The sequence below is a fragment of the Protofrankia sp. BMG5.30 genome, assembly GCF_001983005.1.
Classification (GTDB): Bacteria; Actinomycetota; Actinomycetes; order Frankiales; family Frankiaceae; genus Protofrankia; species Protofrankia coriariae.
This window is the reverse complement of sequence record NZ_MOME01000022.1, coordinates 82,653-106,972: the sequence shown is the minus strand read 5'-3', so window position 1 is coordinate 106,972 and position 24,320 is coordinate 82,653. Positions and strand designations below refer to the sequence as shown.

21 protein-coding genes and 1 tRNA gene are annotated in these 24,320 nt (G+C 69.8%); 12 read left to right on the top strand and 10 right to left on the bottom strand.

The window, feature by feature from the left end:
- Nucleotides 1–2: 2 nt before the first annotated feature.
- Nucleotides 3–1,457, bottom strand: coding sequence for a TIGR02678 family protein (locus BL254_RS14065; RefSeq protein ID WP_076843507.1), 1,455 nt, complete (start codon nucleotides 1,455–1,457; stop codon nucleotides 3–5).
- Nucleotides 1,454–2,995 (bottom strand): TIGR02677 family protein, encoded by a 1,542-nt coding sequence (locus BL254_RS14060; RefSeq protein ID WP_047222748.1) that lies wholly within the window; start codon nucleotides 2,993–2,995, stop codon nucleotides 1,454–1,456. Before BL254_RS14060 ends, BL254_RS14065 begins: the two co-directional genes overlap by 4 nt.
- Before the next feature lie 626 nt (nucleotides 2,996–3,621).
- Between BL254_RS14060 and BL254_RS14055 the strand changes: the two genes are divergently transcribed.
- From BL254_RS14055 to BL254_RS14035, 5 genes are all read left to right on the top strand, one after another.
- Nucleotides 3,622–5,043: an ATP-binding protein gene (locus BL254_RS14055; RefSeq protein ID WP_076843506.1), complete on the top strand. Its 1,422-nt coding sequence runs from the start codon at nucleotides 3,622–3,624 to the stop codon at nucleotides 5,041–5,043.
- A 226-nt stretch (nucleotides 5,044–5,269) separates the two neighbouring features.
- Entirely contained in the window at nucleotides 5,270–5,695 is a 426-nt protein-coding gene (locus BL254_RS14050) for an ester cyclase (protein ID WP_047222746.1), read from the top strand.
- Entirely contained in the window at nucleotides 5,692–6,444 is a 753-nt protein-coding gene (locus BL254_RS14045; RefSeq protein ID WP_052914514.1) for a TetR/AcrR family transcriptional regulator, read from the top strand. The genes BL254_RS14050 and BL254_RS14045 overlap by 4 nt, the downstream gene beginning before the upstream one ends.
- Nucleotides 6,441–6,905 carry a DUF1772 domain-containing protein gene (locus tag BL254_RS14040; protein ID WP_047222745.1) on the top strand — a complete coding sequence of 155 codons (465 nt, stop codon included), beginning with the start codon at nucleotides 6,441–6,443 and terminating at the stop codon, nucleotides 6,903–6,905. Before BL254_RS14045 ends, BL254_RS14040 begins: the two co-directional genes overlap by 4 nt.
- Before the next feature lie 53 nt (nucleotides 6,906–6,958).
- Nucleotides 6,959–7,447: a nuclear transport factor 2 family protein gene (locus BL254_RS14035; protein WP_047222744.1), complete on the top strand. Its 489-nt coding sequence runs from the start codon at nucleotides 6,959–6,961 to the stop codon at nucleotides 7,445–7,447.
- A gap of 155 nt (nucleotides 7,448–7,602) precedes the next feature.
- Here BL254_RS14035 and BL254_RS14030 read toward each other — a convergent pair.
- The 3 genes from BL254_RS14030 to BL254_RS14020 form a co-directional block, all read right to left on the bottom strand.
- Nucleotides 7,603–7,674, bottom strand: a tRNA-Val gene (locus BL254_RS14030).
- A 232-nt stretch (nucleotides 7,675–7,906) separates the two neighbouring features.
- Nucleotides 7,907–8,275: a hypothetical protein gene (locus BL254_RS14025; protein ID WP_047222743.1), complete on the bottom strand. Its 369-nt coding sequence runs from the start codon at nucleotides 8,273–8,275 to the stop codon at nucleotides 7,907–7,909.
- A 37-nt stretch (nucleotides 8,276–8,312) separates the two neighbouring features.
- On the bottom strand, nucleotides 8,313–8,771 hold the full coding sequence (locus BL254_RS14020) for a peroxiredoxin (RefSeq protein WP_047222742.1): 459 nt from the start codon (nucleotides 8,769–8,771) through the stop codon (nucleotides 8,313–8,315).
- A 661-nt stretch (nucleotides 8,772–9,432) separates the two neighbouring features.
- Here BL254_RS14020 and BL254_RS14015 point away from each other — a divergent pair.
- Nucleotides 9,433–9,831: a DUF4234 domain-containing protein gene (locus BL254_RS14015; RefSeq protein WP_047222741.1), complete on the top strand. Its 399-nt coding sequence runs from the start codon at nucleotides 9,433–9,435 to the stop codon at nucleotides 9,829–9,831.
- A 534-nt stretch (nucleotides 9,832–10,365) separates the two neighbouring features.
- Here the strand turns inward: BL254_RS14015 and BL254_RS14010 are convergent.
- Together BL254_RS14010 and BL254_RS14005 are read right to left on the bottom strand one after the other, a co-directional pair.
- Nucleotides 10,366–10,803, bottom strand: coding sequence for a DUF3052 domain-containing protein (locus BL254_RS14010; protein WP_047222740.1), 438 nt, complete (start codon nucleotides 10,801–10,803; stop codon nucleotides 10,366–10,368).
- Nucleotides 10,804–10,989: 186 nt separating this feature from the next.
- Nucleotides 10,990–11,394: a YjbQ family protein gene (locus BL254_RS14005; RefSeq protein ID WP_047222739.1), complete on the bottom strand. Its 405-nt coding sequence runs from the start codon at nucleotides 11,392–11,394 to the stop codon at nucleotides 10,990–10,992.
- A gap of 609 nt (nucleotides 11,395–12,003) precedes the next feature.
- On the opposite strand from BL254_RS14005, the gene aceE reads away from it, so the two are divergent.
- Complete coding sequence (aceE, locus tag BL254_RS14000) at nucleotides 12,004–14,778, top strand: pyruvate dehydrogenase (acetyl-transferring), homodimeric type (RefSeq protein ID WP_076843505.1); 2,775 nt, start codon at nucleotides 12,004–12,006, stop codon at nucleotides 14,776–14,778.
- Nucleotides 14,779–14,893: 115 nt separating this feature from the next.
- Here the strand turns inward: aceE and BL254_RS13995 are convergent, their stop codons facing one another.
- The gene (locus BL254_RS13995) at nucleotides 14,894–15,697 is read right to left on the bottom strand and encodes a pirin-like bicupin family protein (protein ID WP_083731082.1); all 804 of its coding nucleotides are present in this window, start codon (nucleotides 15,695–15,697) and stop codon (nucleotides 14,894–14,896) included.
- A 365-nt stretch (nucleotides 15,698–16,062) separates the two neighbouring features.
- On the opposite strand from BL254_RS13995, the gene BL254_RS13990 reads away from it, so the two are divergent.
- Entirely contained in the window at nucleotides 16,063–16,917 is an 855-nt protein-coding gene (locus tag BL254_RS13990) for a hypothetical protein (RefSeq protein WP_047222738.1), read from the top strand.
- Nucleotides 16,918–17,399: 482 nt separating this feature from the next.
- Here BL254_RS13990 and BL254_RS29460 read toward each other — a convergent pair whose 3' ends face one another.
- Nucleotides 17,400–17,603: a DUF5999 family protein gene (locus BL254_RS29460; RefSeq protein WP_043603574.1), complete on the bottom strand. Its 204-nt coding sequence runs from the start codon at nucleotides 17,601–17,603 to the stop codon at nucleotides 17,400–17,402.
- Between the two features lie 527 nt (nucleotides 17,604–18,130).
- Here BL254_RS29460 and BL254_RS13980 point away from each other — a divergent pair.
- Complete coding sequence (locus tag BL254_RS13980; protein ID WP_076843503.1) at nucleotides 18,131–19,870, top strand: hypothetical protein; 1,740 nt, start codon at nucleotides 18,131–18,133, stop codon at nucleotides 19,868–19,870.
- Nucleotides 19,871–19,882: 12 nt separating this feature from the next.
- Here the strand turns inward: BL254_RS13980 and BL254_RS13975 are convergent, their stop codons facing one another.
- Nucleotides 19,883–20,269, bottom strand: a complete 387-nt coding sequence (locus BL254_RS13975; protein ID WP_047222784.1) for a CoA-binding protein — start codon at nucleotides 20,267–20,269, stop codon at nucleotides 19,883–19,885.
- A gap of 366 nt (nucleotides 20,270–20,635) precedes the next feature.
- Here BL254_RS13975 and BL254_RS13970 point away from each other — a divergent pair, with 366 nt between their 5' ends.
- The 3 genes from BL254_RS13970 (at nucleotide 20,636) to BL254_RS13960 (ending at nucleotide 24,310) form a co-directional block, all read left to right on the top strand.
- Nucleotides 20,636–20,962, top strand: coding sequence for a cytotoxic translational repressor of toxin-antitoxin stability system (locus tag BL254_RS13970; RefSeq protein WP_083731075.1), 327 nt, complete (start codon nucleotides 20,636–20,638; stop codon nucleotides 20,960–20,962).
- Nucleotides 20,963–21,373: 411 nt separating this feature from the next.
- Nucleotides 21,374–22,357: an MHYT domain-containing protein gene (locus tag BL254_RS13965; RefSeq protein WP_076843502.1), complete on the top strand. Its 984-nt coding sequence runs from the start codon at nucleotides 21,374–21,376 to the stop codon at nucleotides 22,355–22,357.
- A 153-nt stretch (nucleotides 22,358–22,510) separates the two neighbouring features.
- Nucleotides 22,511–24,310 carry a hydrogenase maturation protein gene (locus BL254_RS13960; protein WP_076843501.1) on the top strand — a complete coding sequence of 600 codons (1,800 nt, stop codon included), beginning with the start codon at nucleotides 22,511–22,513 and terminating at the stop codon, nucleotides 24,308–24,310.
- Nucleotides 24,311–24,320: the final 10 nt, after the last annotated feature.

Here is a 24,320-nt window from a genome sequence, read left to right as displayed (position 1 = left end):
GCTCACGCCTGCCCGCCCGACGCGACGTCCCGCTCAGCGTCCCGCGCGGCGCCCCGCTCAGCGTCCCCTGTGACATCCCCGGTGGCGGCCTTCGCGGCGGATGACGCCACGTCCGTGAGGCGCGACCGATCCTCGCGGTGGTCGCGGTAGCGTGCCGCGGCGGGCAGGGCCCGCACGACGGCGGAGGCACCGGTATGGCCCGTGTCCAGCGCGGCGAGCCCGAACATCCGAAGCTCGGTGACCGCGTCCCGCGCGAGCCGGTGCGCGCCCTCCTCGGAACGGTAGCTCTTCGCCCAGGACGGCAGCCCCGCGAGTATCCGCCCCGCCTCGATGGCCAGCTGTTCGATCGTGAGCCCGGCCGGCGCGGCCCGCAGCACGTCGAGCAGCATCAGGCCAGCGATCTTTGCGCTGCTCGCGTCGTCAGGGAAGCGGCTGTCGGTCGCGATCCCGTCGGGGTCGACGAACAGATATCCCTCGGCTCGCTCCTCCAGCTCGAAGCCTGCCAGCTCCGCGGCCCGGCGGACCATCGTGCGGCCCGTCGGCGTGGCGAGATACGCCAGCTGCGCCGCGCTGAGCTGCCAGCGATAGACGACCGGGTCGTCGACCAGGCGCCGGATCACCGAATGCCGCAGCCAGAGATTGCGCCGGGAGTCGGAGACCGTCGGGGCCTCGGCCGCGGCGTCCCCGTAGCGGGTCTCGACGAGCATGTCGGCGATGAGCACGTCGATGTCGATCAGCTCCTGGTCCGGGGGCGGGGTCGCGCCGGCCTTCCCGGCATCGTCGGGAGTGTCGTCCGCAGTGGGCGTGGCGGGCGCGTCACCGACGCCGGGCGCCACGGACGCGCCGGCGGTGACCACCCGCGACGGCGCGACCGGCGCGGCGAGCAGCCGCACCAGGCGGGTGGTGTCGACGCGGTAGAGGACCTTCGCCTCCTCGGACTGCACATACGTGTCGGTGACGCCGTCCACCGCGCTGACCACGCCGAGGGACTCCAGGAGCTTCAGCGCGTCGACGAAGGCCATCCGCCCGGCGCGGCTGGCGGTGTCGAAGGGCGGYAGGGCGTCGTCCGCCGCGCAGGCCGAGGCGGCCCGGTCGGCCAGCAGCCCGATCGTCGTGACCGGACCGGCCATCAGCTCGGCGGCCACCACGCAGAACAGCACGTACCTGCTCCGGTCGAACGGGGCCCGCGTCGACCGCGGCCGGCGCGCCGGGCGCGACGGGTCCGGCTCCGAACGGATCTTCACCAGCCGCGCGTAGCCGGCCCGCGGCTCGACGACGAGCTGCCATCCGCAGAAGTAGTCGAACCAGTCCGCGATCGGCTTGCGCCGCCGCCGCACGACCGCGAACGCGTCCGGGCTGCTGGCCGCCGTCAGCAACGGGCTGCCGAGCAGCAGCCGGATGCCCCGGGCGACGTCGACGCGCTCGTCCTGGACGTGTTGGTTCGCCGACGAGCTCACCGCGCGGCCTCGCTGGGACGCGCGCGCTGGCCGACGAGGATGATCTCGACGACGTGGTCCGGGGCGGTCAGCACACCCCGCGGGGTACGGATCATCGCCAGCCTGCCGTCACCCGTCGGCCGCGCGACGATCTCGACCCGCCCGTCGGACGTCGTGGCCCGCCGCGCGCCCGAGCTGTCCAGCGGCCCGTCGAGCGCATGCCCCAGCAGGTCCAGCAGGTATGACAGCTCCTCATGGCCGAGCTCGGCCACCGCGGACAGGCGGATCGGCCCGTCCGTTCTCAGCCGCCGCCAGATGGCCTCCAGTTCGGCGCGCTCCCGCCGCGCCCGCTCCTCGCGCGCACGCCGGACGGCCGTGACGTCACGGACCCGGCCGGTCCGGGAGAAGCGCTCCACCCGGCCCGCGCGCCGCAGCAGCGTCGACACCTCCACCGAGGGGGCGTCCGCCCAGCTCACGCCGGTCGGCACCAGTTCGGGGTCGGCGTGCCGCAGGTGCGCGTGGCGGGCCGGGGCCAGCCCGAACGCCGCGCCCCACAGCCGGTGCAGGTCGTCCTCGGCGGGAGCGGCGGCGAACGCGCGCGCGAGCACGCGGAAGTCGCGGGCCGCGCTCGACGACCGCCGCCGGGACTCGCCGATGCGTTCCAGGGCCGCGAGCAGGGCGACGATCGCCCGCCGCGCCACCGTGTGCAGCTGCTCCGCCCGCGGGCGCGCACCGCCGTCCGGGTCGAACCACAGCCGCAGGCCCTCCCAGCGCAGCCGGCGGTGCTCCAGCCAGGCCGGCGCCGGATCGTCCCCGCCCATCGGCGAGAGCTCGGCGCCCAGCAGCGCGCGCCCGCGTAACGCGCCGACACCGCGGGACTCCACCCGCCGGATCGCCTCGCGGATCTCGTGCGACCGGTGATCGAGGTCGGTGACGAACTCCTGCAGGTAGGCGACGGTGGCCCGCTTGACCTCGTGGAAGGTGTCAAGATCGGCGTTCTCGGCCCGCAGGAGCCGCTGCAGCTCACCGTTGAACTGCTTGGTGTTCACCCGGAGAGCCTCAAGATGACCCTCAAGCTCACTGAGCGTCGTGAAGATCCTGCGGTTCGGCGAAGCCTCGTCGGCCATCAGCGCGTACAGCGCGTCCAGCCGGTCCACGATGGCGTCCAGAACGGCGGTCTGCAACGCGCCCGCCGAGGCGAGCACCGCCAGCGCGTGCTGGACGCCCGCGAACGCGGCCTCCCCACGTCGCGTCAGCGAGTACTGCAGGTTGCCGCGCTCGTACTCGGCGGCGGTGGTGTAGTCCGCGCCGTGGTTCTGGATGACGTCCAGCAGCCGCCATTTGCCCAGCTGCGCGAGCGCGCGGCCAAGCTCGTCCGGACCGAGCTCACGGAAGAACCCGACGGACGCCAGCCGGTCCGAGATGCCGTCGAGGCCCAGCGCGGTCTCCAGCCGCTCGTTCGCCTCACCGAAGACGTGCAGGATCGCCGTGTACAGGTCGACGTTCTGCTCGGTCGCGAACCGGAACATCTCCGGTGGCACCCGATGCGTCGAAGTCATCCAGTCACCGCCATGGCACCCCACCACCGGCCGCGCTCAGTGATCCACCGAATGTCCCACCGTAACTGACGAATCCGAAACTAACAGGCCCGACCCCAAGGCCGACCACCCGGCCCACTCTGATCGACACAGCGACGGCCTCCTCCGGACATCCTTGGCCAGGATGCGCGGAGACAGCCACCGGACGAGCTCACAGCCGTCACCGACCACGCCGACACAGTCGCGTTGGATCACGATTCACCGGCGTGCTGTTTTACAGATGATCTATGTGCTATCTCCATGGTCAACTGCGTGCTAAATCCTTGATCATAATCGTCTGTGCATGCATACGCCCCTCGCCTGCTCGACACAGAGCTTGCTGGCCAGATACCAAGGCGGACGCAGTCACCCCAACATGAACACCCACCCAGATCAGGCCCCAGCGTCACTACTCAGCACAACAGATCATGACTTTGTGTGATCTCATCGAGATCCTGGCCACCGGCCGTCCCAGCAGCAGACAAACAGCCCTGCCCGGCACACAGAGAGGGACCGGCCAGAGGTAACGGTCAGGACAGGGCGGCGTTCGATAGTATCGCTGTCGATAGTATCAACAGCGGTAGTATCCCAGCCGGCAGGCGGTGGCCATGGTCGATTTTGTGGGGCGGGAGCGGGAGCTGGCCGCGCTGGACGGGCTGCTGCGGGCGGTGGAGGCGCAGGTCGGATCGTCGCGGCCGGGCAGGTGCCTTCTCGTCCGTGGGCGGCGGCGGATCGGCAAGTCAAGTCTGGTCGAGGAGTTCGTCGACCGAGCCGATGTTCCCGCGGTGTTCTTCACCGCCGCCGGGGCGTCCGCCGACGTCGAACTGGAAGCGCTGCGGGAGGCGGTCGCCGCGTCCACGCTGCCGGAACGGACGGTATTCGCCGACTCGGTGCCCGGGAACTGGAGCGCGGCCCTGCGGCAACTGGCCGGGCTCCTCCCCGACGACCGCCCGAGCATCGTGGTGATCGACGAGGTGCCGTACCTGATGGACCGCGTCGACGCGTTCGAGGGGGTGCTGCAACGCGCCTGGGACAGGGAGCTCAGCCGCCGGCCGGTACTGCTTGTGCTGATCGGATCGGACCTGTCGATGATGGAGGCGTTGGGCTCGTACGGGCGGCCGTTCCACCAGCGCGGGCAGGAGATGGTGCTGGGCCCGCTCAACCCCGCCGAAGTCGGGCAGATGCTGCGACTGGGTCCGGCCGAGGCGTTCGACGCGGCGCTGGTGACCGGCGGGCTGCCGCTGATCTGCGCGGCCTGGCCGGCGGGTGGGGATCTGTGGTCCTTTCTCGCCGCCGAACTGGCGAATCCCGTCTCCGCGCTGCTCGTCTCCGCCGAACGCTCGCTCGCCGCCGAGTTCCCCGGCTCGGCAAACGCCCGAGACGTACTGTCCGCTATCGGCAGCGGAGAAAGCGCGTTCACCAACATCGCCCGTGCGGCCGGCGTGATGGCGCACACCAGTCTCACCCGCTCGCTCGAACTTCTCGTCAGCAAACGGATCGTGGCAGCCGAACTGCCTGTCTGGACCATTCGCTCGAAGGAACGCCGCTACCGGGTCACCGACCCCTACCTGCGGTTCTGGCTACGGTTCATCGGCCCGTACCTGCCGGAGATCGAACGCCGCCGCGGCGACCTCACCCTGGCCCGGATCCGCGACGGGTGGACGTCCTGGCGCGGCCGGGCGGTCGAACCGCTCCTGCGCGACTCCCTCGCCCGCCTGCTGCCCGACCAGACGCTGCCCGCCGCCCCCGCCGTCGGCTCCTACTGGAACCGGCCGAACACCATCCAGATCGATATCGTCGCCGCCGACCGGGAACCGGTCGCCAAGGAGCTCTACTTCCTCGGCTCCATCAAATGGTTGGAACGCTCCGCGTTCGACCACCACGACCTCGCGGTGCTACAGAAATACCGGGCCGCGCTCACCGACGAGCCGCTCCCCCTCGTCGCGGTCAGCCGTGGCGGAGTCACCGCCACCGGCCTCACCGCCATCTACGGCCCAGCCGAACTCATCACCGCCTGGCAGACAACCTGAGCAGACGGAATTCGCCAGCCCGCCGTCCGACGAGGCGCAGACCGCGAACCGACGCTCTCCGGTAACACATGACGCCTCGGAGTCATCCAGTCGCCACCATGACCCCAACACCGGCCACGCTCAGCGATCCGTAAGGCTTCCCGCGTCCTGTCTCGTTCACTCTTGACCGATCTGGTTACGGCGTACACGCTGGTTACAGCGTAACCATGACGACCGGAGGGGAACCATGACCACGAGCAGCACACAACGGCGGCCCGGGACGGTCGCGCACGCGTTCGCCGACCTGATGAACGATCACGATCCGGACGCGGTTGACGGCTTCATCGCGGCGGACTACATCAACCACAACCCGTTCGTCGAGGACGGGCGCGAGGCGAACCGGGTGTTCTGGACGCAGTGGTTCGCCGCGTTCCCGGACACCGAGGTCAGCCTTGACGACGTCCTCGTCGACAGGGACCGGGTCGCCGGCAGGTTCACCTACCGGGCGACGTTCCAGGGCCCTTTCATGGGGCTGCCACCGACCGGGCGCGCGGTGGTGATGCATTCGATCGATATCTGGCGCGTGGTCGACGGCATGGCCGTGGAGCACTGGGACCAGCTCGACGGGCAGGCGTTCTTCGCGCAGCTGACCGGAGACGCCGACAACCGATGACGATCGACGCGCAGGACGGCCAGAACGGCCCGGCACCGACGCGTGCGCGGCGGCGCCGAGAGCGGGAACGCGCCGCCGCTCGCGAGGCGATCCTGTCCGCCGCGCGGGAACTGGCCCGGAGCGAGGGCTGGGAGACGGTGACCATGCGGCGGCTGGCGGAGCGCATCGACTACTCCACGAACTTCTCCTACCGCTACTTCACCGGCCGTGACGACATCCTGCTCACCCTCATCCGCGACGGATTCGCCCGGCTGCGCGACGCGATGGACACCGCAGGCCGACGGCCGGCGGCCGAATCCGCCGCCGAGGCGTCCGACACGGACGTCCCGGACGGCACAGACGTCGCGGCCATCCGACGGGCCGCACACGCCTACCTCGACTTCGCCCTGACCGAACCCGACCTGTACCAGCTCATGTACGGCCTGGGCGGCGTGCGCATGCCCGCCGCCGACACCTGGGTCGAGGGGCAGGCCGTCGGCGACGTCCTGACCGGGCTGCTCGCCGCCGCCGGCGACCGGCAGCCCGAGCAGCACGTGCTGCAACTGTGGGCCACGGCGCACGGGCTGGTCGCGCTGCTGGTCGTCGGCCGCGTCGACGTCGACTCCGCCGCGCTGCACGCCCTGCTCGAGGAGGCGCTGACCGACTGCCTCACCCGCGCCCTGCCCGCACCGGCGTCACCCGCATCACCCACGTCACCTCGGCACAGCGGCCGATCAGCAGCGGAACCGACTGGAAAGAGGCAGTTGTGAGCAGCCTGGCCACCGCCGCCGCGCTCGTCGCAGTCGCGGCTGCCGCGATCATCTATGGCACCGACGTCTTCTCCGCGCTCGTACTGCGCCCTGCCGCGGTCGATGCCGCTGACGCCTCCGTGGCCGACCTGCTCGGCCGGGTCCACGAGTACGGAGATCGCCGGCTGCCCGTGCCCGGAGCGGTCTCCGTCCTCGCCGCGGCGCTCGCCACCGTGGCCAGCGACACCAACCCCGCGCGCATCGGCGGCGCGACAGCGCTGGCCGCGCTGCTGGCCTGGCTCGCGATCTACGTACGCGTCAGCGCACCGATCAACAGACGGCTCCGCGCGGCCGCGGCCAACCACACCGTCCCGGCGGACACCCGAGCCCTCCAGCAACGCTGGGACAGCGTCATCTGGACCCGGGCCGCCCTGCAGAGCATCGCGCTGGCCGGTCTACTCGTCATCATCCTCGGTCGATGACCAGGAGACCTGTCCAGCGACCACCGTGTCCAGTTACTGGGAGTGTTGTGAACATGGATCCACGGCAGACCGCCGACGCGGTCGCGCAAGCTATGACATCTCGTGACCACGCGGCGCTCATGGCCCTGTACGCCGAGGACATCGTCTTCAGTTCGCCCGTCACCGCCGTGCGGTTCACCGGCAGGGCAGAGGTGGGCGCGCTCATGTCTCACGTCCTCGCCGGTTTCCAGAGCTGGGAACGCACCTTCGTGTTCACCGGCGACGACGAGTGCGTGTTCGGCGCCCGCGGGCGCATCGGCGGCCACGACATCGACCTGGCCGAACACTTCCGTCTGGACCCGACCGGACGCGTGGCCGAGATCAGCATCTATGGACGCCCGCTGGCCGGCATCGCCGCCATCGCCGCCATCGCCGCTGTCACCGCCCCACCGCTCGCCGCCCGCCACGGCCGCAACCGTGAGCGCCTGGTCGGCCGGATCTCCCGCGGACTCCCCGGCGCCCTGGCCCGGGGAGACCGGCTCATCACCCGCCTGGCCCGCTGAAACGCACCCCCGCCGCCGGCGCGGCAACCCCTCAAAAGCCACAAAACCCCCAGAGGTGTTGATCATGGGGGGTCACGGGGGGCTTGGCCCCCCGGCAGACATCGCGGCTGGTAGCGCAGTCGATCGCAGATCGACAAGCAGCCGAAGCCAGCCCGTGGGCGCGGCAGGGATCGAACCTGCGACCACTCGCTTGTAAGGCGAGCGCTCTCCCGCTGAGCTACGCGCCCGGGATGCTCGTAAGCGTACGCAACAGCGCACGGCTGTGGGGGATGGGTGCCACGGAAACCGGTGCCCGGCACGGATGTCGACGTTGTCCACGCCGGGGAACGTCCGTCCKGGCCCGGCGCGGGGTTGCCGACTGTCCGGTGTTGCCGGCTGTCCGGGCGCGCCGCTGGCCCGCGCGTGTGCCCGCTTGGCCCTGCCGCCGGTCGGACGGGCCGAGCGGGCACACGTCACCGGTCACCTCAGGCTGTTGCCCAGCATCCGCGCGAGGGCGGCTTCGACCTCGGCGCTGAGTTCGGGGGGCGCGGGCACCGGCGGTGCGGACGCGCTTCCCGGCAGCGGCGCCGGAACGTGGACCGGAAGATCAGAACCGGCTGGTGCCGGGGAGGTCTCCCGGCCGCAGTCCTGACACGAGATCGAGCCGAGAGCCTTGGCCAGGCGTGTCGAGCCGCAGCTGCCGCAGCGGTCGAGGGTCTGCGACCAGCCGACCGTCTGCTGGCACTGCGGGCAGAACAGCACCTGCTCCCCCGCCACGACCGCCCGCCGCCACGGGCTGGCTCCCCGGGTGGGGTCGGTCTGGCGGGTGTGACAACGAAAGCACGGCATCCTGCAACCTGATGTGACGGGAAAGACCGGGTGCAGCCTACAGCGCGGCGAGCGCCTTGAGGTATTCGGCGTGGTCCCGAGCCTCACCGGGACTGTTCACGATCTTCCAGTGGACGGCACCCTCCTTGTTGATGATGAAGGTCGCCCGCAGGGCAAATCCTTTGCTCTCCTCGAAGACGCCATAGCTGCGCGCCACCTCGCCGTGCGGCCAGAAGTCCGCCAGCAGCGGGAAGTCGTATCCCTCGCGCTCCGCCCACACCTTGTGGGCGTAGGGCGAGTCGACCGAGACCGCGAGGACCTGCACATCGTCGTTCTGGAACGACGAGAGCTCGTCGCGAACCGCGCAGAGCTCGCCCTGGCAGATACCGGTGAAGGTCAGGGGGTAGAACAGGAGCACGACGTTACGCCGCCCGCGGAACTCCGAGAGTGTGACCTCCTCGTTGTTCTGATCACGCAGGGTGAAGTCAGGGGCGATGCTGCCTACGTCGACGGCCACTGGCACATCCTCTCGACAGTAACGGTGTGTATTCGGATAAGGGGCGGCTGGCCACCCGTTCCCAGCATGCCATCTGTTCGGCCCCTGGATCAGGATCCCTCGTGCCGGCGACCGCCCGTGCCGGGTGCCACCGCCCACGACCTCCTGCCGACCTCCTGTCACCTCCCGCGGTTTCCGATCAGTCGTGCGGCGCCGACGTGACCGGGGACTACTGCCCAGATGTCCCGGCCGGTAACATTCATCCCGTCCCGTCGACCCGGATGCGCCTGCGTCACTCGCTCCCGTCCGCTTCAAGCTCCCATCTGTTACATGGGTGTATCCGCTTCCTTCGACAGCGGACACCTCGCGYGGCAGCCGGGTGGTCTGCCGGTGTTGTTCCGATCGGCCCGGATCGGCGCATCCGTCAGGGGTGTATGAAACCGCGGGGGATGTACAGACGACGGCACACGAAAACGCAGGGGGCACGGTGACCGATCAGAATTTCGGTCCGTATGGTCAACACGGATACGGACAGCAACCGCCGGGGCCACACAGTACGAATCCGTACGGCCAGCCCCCGCCCGGGGACCGCCACAACAACCCCGGATACGGGGAGCAGCCCGGATACGGGGCCGGGTACCCCACGTCGGGTGCCCTTGTTCCCGGCGGCCACCCACAACCCGTGGGCGCGGGCATCCGCGGCAAACGACGCAATCCCTTCGCGTCCTGGCTCGGCCTGCCTCTGATCACCCTTGGCATCTACGGCATCGTGTGGGTCTACAAGACCAACAAGGAGCTCAACGCCTACGACCGGCGGATCGACGTCAACCCGGTCCTGTCGGTGCTCGCGGTGACGTTCGGGGCGTTCCTGATCGTGCCACCGTTCGTGGCCGTGTGGCGGCTGGGCACCCGTGCCCGCCAGGCCCAGCGAGCGGCCGGTCTACCCGAACTGAGCGCCGGTGTCGCCTTCGTCCTCTGGCTCGTCGGTGGAGGCCCGCTGTACCTCCAGTACGAGATCAACAAAATCTGGGGCCGCTACCCGGGCTCGCTGGAAGGGCAGCAGGTCCCTCTGTACGCCTGAGCTGTCCGTACACCTGATCGGTCTGCCTGGCCTGCCGGTCCACACGGCGGGGACGCCGCCCGCCTGCCCGCCTGCCCGCCTGCCCGCCCGGGACACGATCGGGGCGAGTGTGTTGGCGGATACGCTTTCCGGGCCGGTGAGTGTATCCAACGACACATTCTCGTTGATCTTCGATGACGGTCGGCCTCCGGCGGTGGGTTCCCACCGCCGGTACGGCCGCGTGCGAGACGGCCCGGCAGGGGCGCTCGCGGGTGCCCGAAAGCCGGGTATCACYCGCAGGYCCCCGCCGGGCCTTCCGGTCGAACCGGTCACCGTCCGCGGCTGGGTGGGGCCGTCCCCGGGAACCCGGCGCTTGTGGCCCCCCAGCCGAGGCCGGACGGGGACGCCGGTATCGGCCCGGGTCCTCGCCCGTCTGGCTGGTGGTCGTCACCACCGGTGCCAGGGCCCGGCAAGGGATGCCCACGGCGCGCAGGCGGTACTGGCAGCCCGTCCCTCGGCCACCCGGTTGAGAGGGCCCGCCGCCCTGACGGACGGCTAGCGGTGTCGGACCCGTTGGGACTTGGGAGCGGCAAGCCGCATGCCGGCCCACTCGGTGGCGACGCTGACGGTGCTCGTCTGCACCAGGCCGACGGCCGGCACGGCCTCCAGCACGTCGCTGGGCTCCACATGGCCGGCCCGGCCGGCCTTCGGCGTCAACAGCCAGATCACACCGACCTCCGACAACTGGCGGCGCGCGTCGATGAGTGCCTCAACAAGGTCGCCGTCGTCGTCCCGCCACCACAGCAGTACGACATCGACCACATCGTCGGAGTCCTCCGGGACGAGTTCCGTTCCGCTGGCCGAGGTGACGGCGTCGAGAAGATCATAGGCGATGTCGTTGTCTTCGTTGAGCGACTGAACCAGTACCCCGGGCGTAATGCCCAGACGTTCCGCACGCCGCTGACCCTCGGCGTTCGCCGCGGTCGGACTCACCCTCAACAACCTCCTACTCGTGTCAGCTGCCCGCGGGCACGCTGCCCGTGAGCACCGGCTGTACGGCACGGCGGTTGTTCGATCCACCTGCTGCGCGCACCACCGTGGACCTAGTCCACCGGAGCACCCCGGGGCAGCGCAAGTGCCACGCCGGTAGTTGTGGACAAAGGTGCCACCCGTACCGGCTCATCCGGACAGAAACGAGAGTCGAACAGTGCGTTCAGGATTGTCCACGTTGAGATCCACGAGCGCGATCGACTGCCATGTTCCGAGGAGYAGGCGGCCGTCGAGGACCGGCACGGTCAGCGACGGGGAGATCAGCGCCGGCAGGACGTGCGAGCGCCCGTGACCCGCCGAGCCGTGGGCATGCCGCCAGCGGCCGTCCGCCGGCAGCAGTTCATCGAGCGTGGCGAGCAGGTCGGCGTCGCTGCCCGAACCGAGCTCGAGCAGGGCGACTCCGGCGGTCGCGTGCGGAACGAACACCGACAGCAGCCCGTCCCCGCGCCCGGCCACGAACCGACGGGCGTGCCCGGTGAGATCACGGACACACTCCGTCCCACCGGTGTGTACGGACACCGTGGTCGTCTCCATGCTCCGCCCTCTCCCGACCTTCTTCCTCCGCCGCGCTTCCCGCGCGCTTCCGCCTCGCTTCCCCCTGTGCCACCGTCGCCGTGTCACCGTCGTCGTGCCCGCGTCCCCTTCCCCGTCCCATTGTCCCGCTCCGGTCCCGGCCCTGGGATGTCCCACGGATGTCCACGGTGGACGTCCCACGGCGGGCGGTGGGCCCGCTGGAGCCGCCGCGGGCTCGCCGCCCGGCCCGGCCGCGCCCCGGCGGAGCGGCCCCGGCCGCCCCTACCCACCGGCTCCCGCCGGCCCGACGCCGCTCTGCCCCGGCCGCGCCGGCAGCCGGGTGCCGCCGGGACGGTCTGACGGCCCGGTGACCAGGCACCGTCGTCGGCGCGCCGCCCCGTCCCGCGGGGGCGGCGCGCCGACGACGGTGCGTACCCACGGCCGTCGATCCAGGTCAGTTCCCCAGCACCCCGCACACCCGAGAAAAATCATGATCGTGTGTTCTTCGACCGGGTGGGCCACAAGTAACGTCGGGAAGCGTGACGAGCCCCCCCGCGCAGAGCACGATGGAAGGGGACCCACTCACGACGAAGCATGCGCACAACGACCAAGTGACGTCAGGGAGAACACGTGGCGAAGGACAGCGGCAGGAGGTTCTCGGTCATCACCGACGGGCTTCCCAGCCAGTTGCCGGACATCGACCCGTCCGAAACCGGCGAATGGCTGGAGTCCCTGGACTCGGTGATCGACGAGCAGGRCCGTGGCCGGGCCCGATTCCTCATGCTGAAGCTGCTGGAACGGGCCCGGGAGAAGGCTGTCGGAGTGCCCGGACTCACCAGCACCGATTTCATCAACACCATCCCGCCGGAGCGGGAACCGTGGTTCCCCGGGGACGAGCACATAGAACGGCGCATCCGGGCCTATGTCCGCTGGAACGCGGCCATCATGGTAAGCCGTGCGAACCGGCCCGAATACGGTGTCGGCGGACATATCGCGACATACGCGTCCAGCGCCGCTCTGTACGAGGTGGGATTCAACCACTTCTTCCGCGGCAAGGACAACCTGACCGGCGGGCCCGGCGGCGACTCGGGCGACCAGGTGTTCATTCAGGGACACGCCTCGCCGGGTATCTACGCCCGGGCCTTTCTCGAGGGCCGGCTGACCGCGGCGCAGCTCGACGCGTTCCGCCGGGAGGGCGAGCCCGGTGGGCTGTCCTCCTATCCGCATCCCCGTCTCATGCCCGACTTCTGGGAGTTCCCGACCGTCTCGATGGGCCTCGGGCCGATCCACGCCATCTACCAGGCCCGGTTCAACCGCTATCTGCTGAATCGGCGGATCAAGGACACCTCCGGCAGCCGGGTGTGGGCCTTCCTCGGTGACGGCGAAATGGACGAGCCCGAGTCGATCGGCGCGCTCGGCATCGCCGCGCGCGAGGAGCTCGACAACCTCATCTTCGTCGTGAACTGCAATCTGCAGCGCCTCGACGGGCCGGTCCGCGGCAACGGGAAAATCATGCAGGAGCTGGAGTCGCTGTTCCGCGGCGCCGGCTGGAACGTCATCAAGGTGGTCTGGGGCCGCGACTGGGACCCGCTGCTGGCCAAGGACACCGACGGGGTGCTCGTCCACCGGATGAACACCACCCCGGACGGCCAGTTCCAGACCTATACGACATCGTCCGGCGCGTACATCCGGGAACATTTCTTCGGAGTGGACGCGCGGCTGCGCCGTATGGTCAAGGACCTGTCCGACGACGAGCTGCGCAAACTCTCCCGCGGCGGGCACGACTACCGCAAGCTGTACGCGGCCTACAAGGCGGCGACCGAGCACACCGGCCAGCCCACCGTCATCCTCGCCCACACCATCAAGGGCTGGACGCTGGGCAAGGACTTCGAGGCGCGTAACGCCACGCACCAGATGAAGAAACTCTCCAAGGCCGATCTCAAGGAGTTTCGCGACCGGCTCTACCTGGACATTCCCGACTCCGAGCTGGAGAGCGGCCTGCCGCCCTACTTCCATCCCGGCCCGGATTCGGAGGAGATCCAGTACATGCGGGAACGGCGGGCCGCGCTGGACGGCACGCTGCCGCGACGGGTCGTGCGCGCCCGGCCTCTCCCGCAGCCGCCGGAGTCAATCTTCGGTGACCTGCGCCGGGGCTCGGGCAAGCAGCCGGTGGCCACCACGATGGCCTTCGTCCGGCTGCTCAAGGACCTGATCAAGACGAAGGAGATGGGCGCCCGGTTCGTCCCGGTCATTCCGGACGAGGCGCGCACCTTCGGTATGGACGCCATGTTCCCGACCGCCAAGATCTACTCACCGCACGGCCAGCGTTACGAGGCCGTGGACCGTGAGCTCCTGCTTTCCTACCAGGAGTCCGAGTCCGGCCAGATGCTGCACGAGGGAATCAACGAGGCCGGTTCGATGGGATCGGTCATCGCCGCGGGCACCGCATATGCCACCCACGGGGTGCACATGATTCCGGTGTACGTGTTCTACTCGATGTTCGGGTTCCAGCGGACCGGCRACCAGATGTGGGCGCTCGGTGACCAGCTCGGCCGCGGCTTCCTGCTCGGGGCCACCGCGGGCCGCACGACCCTCAACGGCGAGGGGCTTCAGCACCAGGACGGCCACTCCCTGCTGCTCGCCTCGACGAACCCGGCGTGTGTGGCCTACGACCCGGCGTTCGCCTTCGAGGTCGCCCACATCGTCCGGGACGGCCTCGACCGCATGTACGGCGAACGCAGCGAGGACGTCTTCTACTACCTGACCGTCTACAACGAGCCGTTCCCGCAGCCGGCCGAGCCGGCCGGGGTCGACCCGGCGCAGATACTCGCCGGCATGTACCTGTTCCGGCCGTTCGCCGAGGCGGGCCTGCCGGTACGGCCGCCGGCCGACACCGGCTCCTCGGCGGGCGGGTCGTCGGACGCCGAGCCGCCCCGCGCGCAGCTGCTGGCCAGCGGCACCGGGATGCGCTGGGCGCTGGACGCCCAGGAACTGCTCGCGAACGACTTCGGCGTACAGGCGGACGTGTGGTCGGTGACCTCCTGGAACGAGCTGCGCCGCGAGGCGCTCAGCTGCGAGGAGCACAACCTGCTCAACCCGGACTCGGTGGAACGCCGGCCGTACGTGACCCGGCTCCTACAGGGGGCACCCGGGCCGGTGATTACCGTCAGCGACTGGATGCGTGCGGTACCGGACCAGATCTCCCGCTGGATTCCCCAKGACTACTCCTCCCTGGGCACCGACGGTTACGGACGCTCGGACACCCGGGCGGCGCTGCGCCGCCACTTCCATGTCGACGCCGAGTCGATCACGGTGGCGACCCTGGAAGCTCTGACCCGCCACGGTGCGATCAAGGCGACGGTCGTCGAGGACGCGATCCGCCGGTACCGGCTGCGGGAGGCGTGACACCAGGAGGTGTCACACTGCGTTGAAGCCCCAGTGGCGACCGGCCGGCCGCCGACCAGCTCGGTCGGTCGGGCCGGCCGGTCGGGCCGGCCGGTCGGGCCGGCCAGCCGGTCGGTCAGCGTCCCAGTGCGGCGTGCATCTCCCATACCAGGATCTCTGCCGGTCCGGCCTCGGCGGTCACGGCAAGCCCGTCACAGCCCCTGATCCGGGCCGCGTCCCCGGTATCGAGTTCGCCCGCGCTCTCCAGCGTGACCGCGCCGCGCGCGACGAACAGGTGCGCCCACGGCGCGGACGGCAGGTGCACCCGGCCGGCGGCGGGCAGGCGCGCCGCGTGCAGGACCGCCTTGCGCTGCTGGATGTCGATGGCGGCGTTCGAGCCCTCCCCGCCGGCGATCGTCACCAGCTCACCGGTGGCGAGGGCGTCCGTCACGTCCCGCTGGGCATAACTGGGCGTGATCCCGGTGTGGTCGGGGGTCACCCACATCTGGATGAAGTGGACGGTGCCCGGATCGCCGGGGACGGGACTGGCGCCCGGGGCATCGGCTGTCCACGGATCATCGGTGGCGCCCACCGCGTTCATCTCCGCGTGCAGGATCCCCGTACCGGCGCTCATACGCTGAGCGACCCCGGGCCGGATGGTGCCATGGGTCCCGGTGGAATCGGTGTGCAGGAGCTCACCCTCCAGCACCCATGTCACGATCTCCATGTCCCGGTGTGAATGGGTGGCGAAGCCGCCACCGGGAGCGACATRGTCGTCGTTACTGACCAGCAGCAGGCCGAAATGGGTGTTGGCCGGATCATAGTGGCGACCGAACGCGAACGAGTGGCGGGAGTCCAGCCAGTCATTCCGGGTCACCGCCCGACCGTCCGCGCGTCTGACGGCAATCCCCGCCCCCCGCAACGCCGAGATATCGGTCACAGTCACTCGCGCCCCTTTCCTGTCGCTGGCCCGCGTCCTCCGGCTACCATCGTTGCGGCTACTATCGGTGCGCCAGTTGCCGTAGGGTTCATCCGACGTACATGCTGCCGAGACCATGGTCCAACCTATTCGCCCCGACGGCTATGATCCCAGTCGGACGTCCAGGAAGAACGGGGCCTTTGGCCGACCAGTGGCCAACTGGCCCCCAGGCGCGACCAGAGGGCCTCGTGAGGAGGCGATGTGACGGCTGCCGACAGCCGGACGCGACAGCAGATGCCAGAGCCGCCACGGACAGAAATACTACTCGGCGTCATCGCCGGAATACGAAAACGTGACATGGCCTGTACGAAGCTGGGGAAACCGGCATGATTCTGCGTTTCCGTAGGATCGACAGACTGGAGAATCATCCCAATCTCCGTGGGATCCTCGCGATTCTTGCCCAACTCGTGCACACCAGTGACGCCGAACTCAACCAGCTTGCCTCGGCCTGGCGCAACACGCCACAACTCGCCACCGCACGGGACAAGGCACTCTCACCGGACGCGCCGCTGGTCATCGAGGTCCTCGCCGCGTTCGACGCCCTGTCGGCCATCTACGCCGACGACCTCGCCGGCATCGACGACTACGTGACGGTCGACCCGAACGTCACCGCGACCGCGCTCAAGGCGGTCCGGGACGCGATCGCGGCCGCCTACGCCAAGCCGGTTCTCACCCGGTCGGAGTACGCGGCGCTGCTGCGGCCCTGGCGCACTGTCTACCCCCGCAGCCGCGGGCACGAACCAGATCTCGGCCCATTCGGATCCGAGGTCAAGCGGGTGCTTGCCGCGCTGCCGGCGCTGTCACGGCGCTGTCACGATGCCGACAGCCTGCGAACCTACGACCGCCTGCTGGTCGCCGCGTTCACCCGGGACGAGAGCGCCCACCAGGACGCCATGCAGATCGCGTTCAACAGCGCCGTGCGCACGGGACGCCGCCGGGTGTGGACGCTGGTACGCCGCAGCGCCGCCGAGGGCTTCTGGCGGCTGTGCCCGTCCTGCCACACGACGATCGACTCCGTGGACGTCGGCACCGACCAGCGGGTCATGGAACTCTGCGCGGACCTCGCGTGCGCCCTGCTCGTCCAGGACATCCTCGACCCCGACACCGTCGCGAGCCTGACCGCGCCGCTGCACACGCTGGTCCCGCTCCAGGAACGCTACGACACCAACCGCTACCGCTAGGCCGCCAGGCCGTGGCCGGCCGCCCGACGCACGCGCGCGGACGCGCGGTCACACTGGCGGCGCCCGGACGAGCGACCTTCTACCGGAGGTGGCTCGGCCACGGTCAGATGGCTGTCGATCGGCGCGGTCGGAGGGACCGGCGGGATCCAGGCCGACGCACACGTCAGGGCCATCCCGCACGTCAGGACCGTCCCGCGCGCTCTCCAGCCTGACGGCGTGCCGGCCCCGGCCGCCGAGCGGGCGGAAAACCCGCGCGCATACCCGTCCGGCCGGACAGCCCCGGCGGCGCCCGTCAGCCACGCGTAAAGATGCCATTACGCACTGCTCAGCCGGACAGGTCCGCTCAGGACTTTTCGGAAGCGGCCCCTTCGAGAGCGGCCCTGCCGGGGCCGCCGTATACCCGGATACCCGCCCGGACAGTCATCCGCGCATACCCTTTGATCGAATGATTGTCACGGGCCGGTTCGGGCCGGGCGGCCGCCTCACACCGTCCGGACGCGTGGTGTGGGCACGGCCATCGGTTGCCGCGTGGCAACCGCACCGCTGCCGACCATGCTCCTCGGCATCGGAGGCACCCGCCGCGGTTCGATGATGCCCCCCGTCGGCAGAATCTCCCCCGTGTCGTCAAAAAGGATCACACCATTACACAGCAGACTCCAGCCCTGATCGCAGTGCCGGTTCGTCACCCGCGCAGCGTCCCGGTCGGGACTGTTGGCGGACGGGCACGGTGGCTGGTGAGGACAACCCCCCCGGCCGGTTTGACGTACCTGTGGACTCGCCGACGTCGTTGTCGATGGATCTCCAGAAACCGGTGTTCCTCGCACAGTCACAGAAGATTACGCCTCCGCGTAACGGACGTCACATCGGCCTGCGCTCTCAGGGTGTCGGTAGTAGGACGACAGGGACAGCGGCATACGACCCGGCCGCCGCGGCCCGGCGCGTCGCGCCTTGTGTCTCCATTCGCTCGCCTTGCGTCTCGATTTGCGACAGCCGCTGCCTCGTGTCAGCGGTCCGGAAGCACCTGGTGACAGATACCGGATATGACGATGCCAACCGGATGCCGGTCGGATGTCGGTCGGATGTCGACCGGATACTGTCCGGATGTCGACCGATAGCCGGAAAATCCCTTCGGTACGTTTTCTCGGGACCCTTTACGGAGGTGTGACCGGTCRCCCTGCCGGCGACCCGCGCATAACGTGATCAGGAGGCCCCGGTGGATCGGGACCGACGCCGGCCGCGGACGCCCCGGCCGCACCTGCCCCGGCCCGATCCCCCACGGCCGGGGCGGGCACAGCCGGGCTCCGCCCGTCGGGCGGCGGCCCGCGGACGCCCCTCGGCCGCCGTCATCGTTCCGATCACGATCGTCGTCATCCCGGCTGTCGTCCTGCGAGCCCTGGCCATGATCGCCTATCGGCCGGCGCTGGAGTTCTCCGGGGACTCCATGGCCTACCTGCGGCTCGCCCGGCCCCTGGTGCCCGATCCGGTCCGACCGGCGGGCTACCCCCTGCTGCTGCGCGCACTGTCCGTGACGCACCAGCTGTGGGTGGTACCGGCCGTCCAGCACCTCACGGGCGTCCTGCTCGGCATCCTTCTCTACGCGCTGCTGGTGCACCGCGGRCTGACTCCCCGAGTGTCGGCGCTGGCGGCGACGCCGGTGCTGCTGGACGCCTACCAGGTGAACATCGAGCACTTCGTCATGGCGGAGACGCTGTTCGAGGCGCTGCTCGTCGCGGCCGTCGCAGCCCTGTTGTGGGCACCGAAACCGTCCGTGGCGGCCTGTGGACTCGCCGGGGGCTGCCTGGCCCTGGCGTCGCTGGTCCGCACGGTGGGAGTCGTCCTGGGGCTGCTGGCGCTGGCCTGGGTGCTGCTGCGACGGCTCGGCTGGTCACGTTCGGTCGTCTTCGGTGGCGCGCTGGCCGCACCGCTGGTGGGGTACGCCGTCTGGTTCCATTCCATCCACGGCGCCTACGCCCTGACCGGGGGTGACACGTACTGGCTGTACGGCCGGGTGGCGCCCATCGCCGACTGCGCACAACTGGATCTCAGCCCGGACGCCCGTCTGTTCTGCTCGCCGCATCCGCCGGYGCAGCGGCCCGGGCCGAACTACTACGTGTGGAACCACGCCAGCCCCCGGTTCACCGTCGATCTCCCCGYGGACCGGAAGGAGGCCGCGTTGGCCGAGTTCGCCCACGAGGTCATCCTGTGCCAACCGGTGGACTACACGCGGATGGTGACCGGTGAGGTGGCCCATTTCTTCACGCCCGGCCGGTGGGTGGGGGCCCGCGACTGGCACGTCGGTAGTTGGCAGTTCCCCGCCGAGGCGGTGCCGGCCTACTGGAACATCAGCGCGCCGTTGATCACCTTCGACGGTACCCAGGTCGCCCGGCAGGTCGACCCCGGGCCGGCCGCGCTCCTGCGGGCCTACCAGCGCTACGTTTTCACCCCGGGGCCGGCGCTGGCCGTCATGGTGGCGCTCGGTGTTGCCGGCTTTCTGCCCACGGGCGGGCGCGCCAGTCGCGGGCGGGCCGGCGGCACCAGCTCCGACAGCGACACTGGCACCGAGAATGACACTGGCACCGAGCGTGACACCAGCGCTGACAACGGTGCCGACACCGGCGGCGGCACTGGTGCTGGCAGCGACACTGGCGCTGGCAGCGAGGTCGGGCGGTTGCGCGCGGACTGCGCGTTGCTGGTGACGGCGGGGATGGCGCTGTTGGTGGTCCCGTCCGCCACGGTGTGTTTCGACTACCGCTACCTGTTACCGACGCTGGTGCTGCTCCCGCCGGCCGCGGCGCTGGGCTGGCAGCGGATCTCCCGTTTCTCGTCCGGCCGCCGGCCCGGGCTGCCCCGGCAGCCGCAGCGCCGGCGACACCGGAGGGCCACACACTCCACTCACCGCGTAGGCGCTCGGGTACGTAGGGCGCACGGGGAGCGCGGGAGGCGCGGCTGGTGACCGGGGCTGTGGTCAGGATGCCCAGACGGCCAGGCGGGGCGCCTCCATGGCGGGGCAGGTGTCCATGACGACGGGCACTCCGGCCCGCTCCGCCCGCCGGGCGGCGGCGTCRTCACGGACACCGAGTTGCATCCAGATCCCCCCGGCGCGGATGGCGATCGCGTCGTCGACCACCGGGCCGACCAGCTCCGAGCGGACGAAGAGGTCCACCACATCCACCGGGAACGGGATCTCCGCCAGCGAGGCGTACCCCTGCTCACCCGCGACCACGGGCGCGGACGGGTGGACCGGAACGGTCCGTTTGCCATTCGCGCGCAGATAGCCCGCGATGGAGTAGGCGACCCGGGAGGTGTTCTGCGACAGCCCCACTATCGCCCACACCTTCGTGTCGGCCAGCATCCGTCGGATGATCTCGTCGGTTCCGTAGCGCACGCCCAGCACCAACCCGTGACACCGGCACGGTCATTCCACGTCCGCCGGGGCCGCCGGACATTTCGTGAGCGGGCGGGGCCAGCGGTCACGCCGGCGCCGGGCCGTGTACGGCGCGTGCCCGAGTGGCGGCTGGGCGTCGAGTGACATGGGTAATCTTGGCGTCATGTCCGTCACCGCCGGGCCCGGCGCGCTGTCACGGGCTGCCGCGCCGTCACAGATCCCGTCACGGGTTGTGGAGACGGACGGGGCAGCCCTGCCCCTTTCTCCCGCCCGGTCGGAAACTCCGGCGGCCGGTGGCGGAGACTTCTACGATCACCATGTGAAGAACCGGACATGCGCGCCGGCCCCGTGCTCGCCGCGCCCACGGACGAACGGCGTGGCGGCATGAGCCCCCGCCATGAGGTGACCGTCGCGGCATCGGCCGAGCGCGACCTGCAGCGGCTGCCCGACCGGACCGCCGGCGAGATCCGCCGGTTCCTGGGCGGCCCGCTGCGCAACGATCCGCGCCGGGCGGGCACACCCCTGTCGGAGTCGCGTTCGACGATGTGGGAGGCGACCGGCCCGTCCTGGCGGATTCTTTACCAGGTGGACGCGAACACGCTGTCCGTCCGGGTGATGGTGGTCGCGCACCGTCGTCATCCGACCAGTCGTGCCTCGTAGCGGCACGGGGACCTGAGCCCGCCGAACCTTCCGGATCGGCTTCCGGGCCCGGCGGGAACCACGAGCGCGGAAAAGCATGATCGCATCGCCTTCGGTCCGCCGGCGGCCGTCGCCCGCCAGCGGACCGTCGGCCGTCGCTCGGGTCATCCGTTCCGGAAGCGTCACTTGAAGTAAATGTTTACGCTGTCGGAGCAAAATTTTTCGCCTGATGACGCTTCGTCTGTAAAAGTTTCTTTAAATAAAAGATTATTTAAAATAATTTAATTAGTTAACTCATTTTAGCGTGAGGCCGATCACCTGACTGACCCTGGTCCGGCTATGGTTGCCCAGCCGGAAGATCCGGAGGCTGCTGATCAAATACCGTTACTCGGCAGCCCCCTGGTGGCATGTGGCGAACTCCTGGGGGTTGGGATGGGACCGGTCAGTGCCGCAGCAGAACATCTGCATGCCTCGTACGACCCCGTGTTCGTCCTGCTCTCCTTCCTTCTCGCCGCGTTCGGTTCGTTCGCGGCCCTGGCGTGCGCGGTCCGCCTACGTACGACCACCGGCGCCCGTCGACTGGCGTGGACGACTCTCACGGCCGTGGCGCTGGGCGGGTGCGCGATCTGGTCGATGCACTTCGTCGGGATGGTCGCTTACCGTATAGAGCTGGGTATCACGTTCAACGAGGTGGTCACCGCCCTGTCGCTGCTCACCGCCGTGGTCGTGGCCGGCGTCGGACTCACGGTGGTAGCCGCCGATCCCGACAACGTCCTGCGGCTGCTCACCGGCGGAGTGGTCGCGGGAGCCGGTGTCGCCGCCATGCACTACACCGGCATGTACGCGATGCACACCCAAGGGACGATCAGCTACGCGATGCCGCTGGTCGGCCTGTCCATTGTCATCGCCGTCGTGGCCTCGACAGCCGCCTTCTGRATCGCGTTCCACATCGGTGGTGTCAGCCTACGCATCGTCGCATCGGTGATCATGGCGGTCGCGGTGTGCGGGATGCACTACACGGGCATGGCAGCCACCCGCGTCACCGCCGACCCCGCCGTGCCACGACCTCACGGCGTCGATCCTTTCGCCATGGGGACCATCACCGCTTTCACCGCGTCCATCGTTCTGATGTTCATCATCTTCGCCGCGACCGGCGGGATCGGCGCCCCCATACCCGATCATCACCACCCCCCCGCCCGCTCAGAAAGGCCTACCCCGGCCAGCTTTTCCCGTGCTGACAGCAGCCCCTCACCGCGCGGTGCGGCGCATTCACACCAGCCGGCATCCACTGCCGGCGCCGGTGCCGTAACCACGCAGGTCATCCCCTCCCCCGTCCCGCACTCCTCCGCCGCGGACCCCGACGCACTCGGTCCGGCCAGGAAGAACCACCGCCTGTCGCGATCTCCGGGACGGTGACACGACCGCCAGTGACGATCACCGCACCAGTGGCCGCCACCCGTCGCGGGACCAGCCCGCGGATCCACGCACCCCCGTGTCCCGATCCCGGGAAAACAGGTTCACCCGAAAACCCGTTCGGAGTTTCGATCTGACCTCTGACAAGGAAAGAAAATGAAGATTCTTCTACTCGCGTCCGCATTCAACGGGCTCACCCAGCGGGCATGGATCGAGTTACGGCGCGCGGGCCACCGTRTGACGGTCGAGCTCGCGCTCAGCGCGGAAACGATGCGCGAGGCCGTCCAGCTGTCCGATCCTCACCTGATCATATGCCCCTTCCTGCGCGAACGGGTACCGGACGACATCTGGACGACCCGACAGACGATCATCATTCACCCGGGGCCGGTCGGTGACCGCGGGTCGTCCTCGCTCGACTGGGCCATTCTGGAAGGGGCGTCGACCTGGGGAGTCACGGCCTTGCAGGCCGTCGCCGAGATGGACGCCGGGCCGATCTGGTCGACCCGGGAGTTCGCCGTCCCACTCGGCATGAGCAAGTCGGCACTCTACAACGGGCCGGTCACCGACGCGGCCATGGCCRTCATCCACGACGTGGTCGACAAGGCGCAGGTCGTCGGATTCGTGCCCACACCGCTCGACAGCATCCCGGCACACCGGTTGCGCGGCAGGCTGCGGCCCTCCACCCGCGCCGACGACCGGCGCATCGACTGGGACACCGACACCACCAGCGACGTCCTGCGCAAGGTGGCGGCATCGGACGGCTCACCAGGCGCCCCCTGCCTGCTGTTCGGTGAGCAGCTACGCGCCTTCGACGCCAGTCCGGTCGTCGCCCTCCCCGCCGCGCGGGCCCGTGACGGTGAGCGCGAGAACACACTGCTGTCCCGGCGGGACGGCGCCGTGCTGGTACCCACCGTCGACGGCGCGGTGTGGATCGGGCACCTCCGCCGCGCCGGCCAACCCAAACTCCCGGCCAACCTGGTGGTGGCCGACCACGTCCAGCCGCTGCCGGTGGCGACGTCAGAGGCTCCCGACCCGGACGCCGGTCGGGACGTGCGCTACCACCGTCACGGCCCCGTCGGGTTGATCAGTTTCGACTTCTACAACGGCGCCATGTCCACGGAGCACTGCCGCCGGCTGCTCGCCGCGTTCACCTGGGCGAGCCAGCAGGACACCCGTGTGATCGTGCTGCGCGGCGGTGACACCTTCTTCTCCAACGGCATCCACCTGAACGTGATCGAGGCGGCCGAACGGCCCGCGACCGCCGCCTGGGCGAACATCGACGCGATGGACGACCTGTGCCAGGCCATCATCACCTGCACCAGCCAGCTCGTGGTCGCGGGCATCTCGGGCAGCGCCGGCGCCGGAGGCGTCATGCTCGCGCTTGGCGCGGACCTGGTTGCCGCCCGCACCGGGGTGGTGCTCAACCCGCACTACGACAACATGGGACTGTACGGATCCGAATACTGGACGTACACATTGCCACGACGAGTCGGTAAGGATGTCGCGGCGACACTGACCACCGAGTGCCTTCCCGTCGGTGACGTGGAAGCGGCCGCCATGGGTCTGGTGGACCGGCTGCTCCCCCACGGGCCGTCGGACTACGACGACGCCCTGCTGGCCCTCGCCGACGAACTGGCCGGCGAGGGCTGGCAGGAGGCRCTGGACGCCAAGACCTCACGGCTCGCCGCCGACGAGGCCGAGATGCCTCTTGAGGTCTACCGCACCCGTGAGCTGAGCCGGATGGCTGTCAACTTCTTCACCGAGAACCGCCATGCCGATCTGCGCCGGGCATTCGTCTGCAAGGAAAAGCCCACGGCGACCCCACAGAACATCGCTCTTCACCGGCATTCCATAGCATGGCGGGTCGATCTCCAGGGGGCGTCCGTCACCAGCGGCCCGACCGCCACGATCGGCGCGCAGCCATCGGAACTTCTGACGCCGACCCCGAGCACCTGACACCGTCGCA

Bases quoted from the DNA above. Each gene is read 5' to 3' on its own strand.
- BL254_RS14060 (WP_047222748.1), bottom strand. From the start codon at position 2,995: ATGACTTCGACGCATCGGGTGCCACCGGAGATGTTCCGGTTCGCGACC.
- BL254_RS14055 (WP_076843506.1), top strand. From the start codon at position 3,622: ATGGTCGATTTTGTGGGGCGGGAGCGGGAGCTGGCCGCGCTGGACGGG.
- BL254_RS14050 (WP_047222746.1), top strand. From the start codon at position 5,270: ATGACCACGAGCAGCACACAACGGCGGCCCGGGACGGTCGCGCACGCG.
- BL254_RS14045 (WP_052914514.1), top strand. From the start codon at position 5,692: ATGACGATCGACGCGCAGGACGGCCAGAACGGCCCGGCACCGACGCGT.
- BL254_RS14035 (WP_047222744.1), top strand. From the start codon at position 6,959: ATGGATCCACGGCAGACCGCCGACGCGGTCGCGCAAGCTATGACATCT.
- BL254_RS14025 (WP_047222743.1), bottom strand. From the start codon at position 8,275: ATGCCGTGCTTTCGTTGTCACACCCGCCAGACCGACCCCACCCGGGGA.
- BL254_RS13990 (WP_047222738.1), top strand. From the start codon at position 16,063: ATGATTCTGCGTTTCCGTAGGATCGACAGACTGGAGAATCATCCCAAT.
- BL254_RS13970 (WP_083731075.1), top strand. From the start codon at position 20,636: ATGCGCGCCGGCCCCGTGCTCGCCGCGCCCACGGACGAACGGCGTGGC.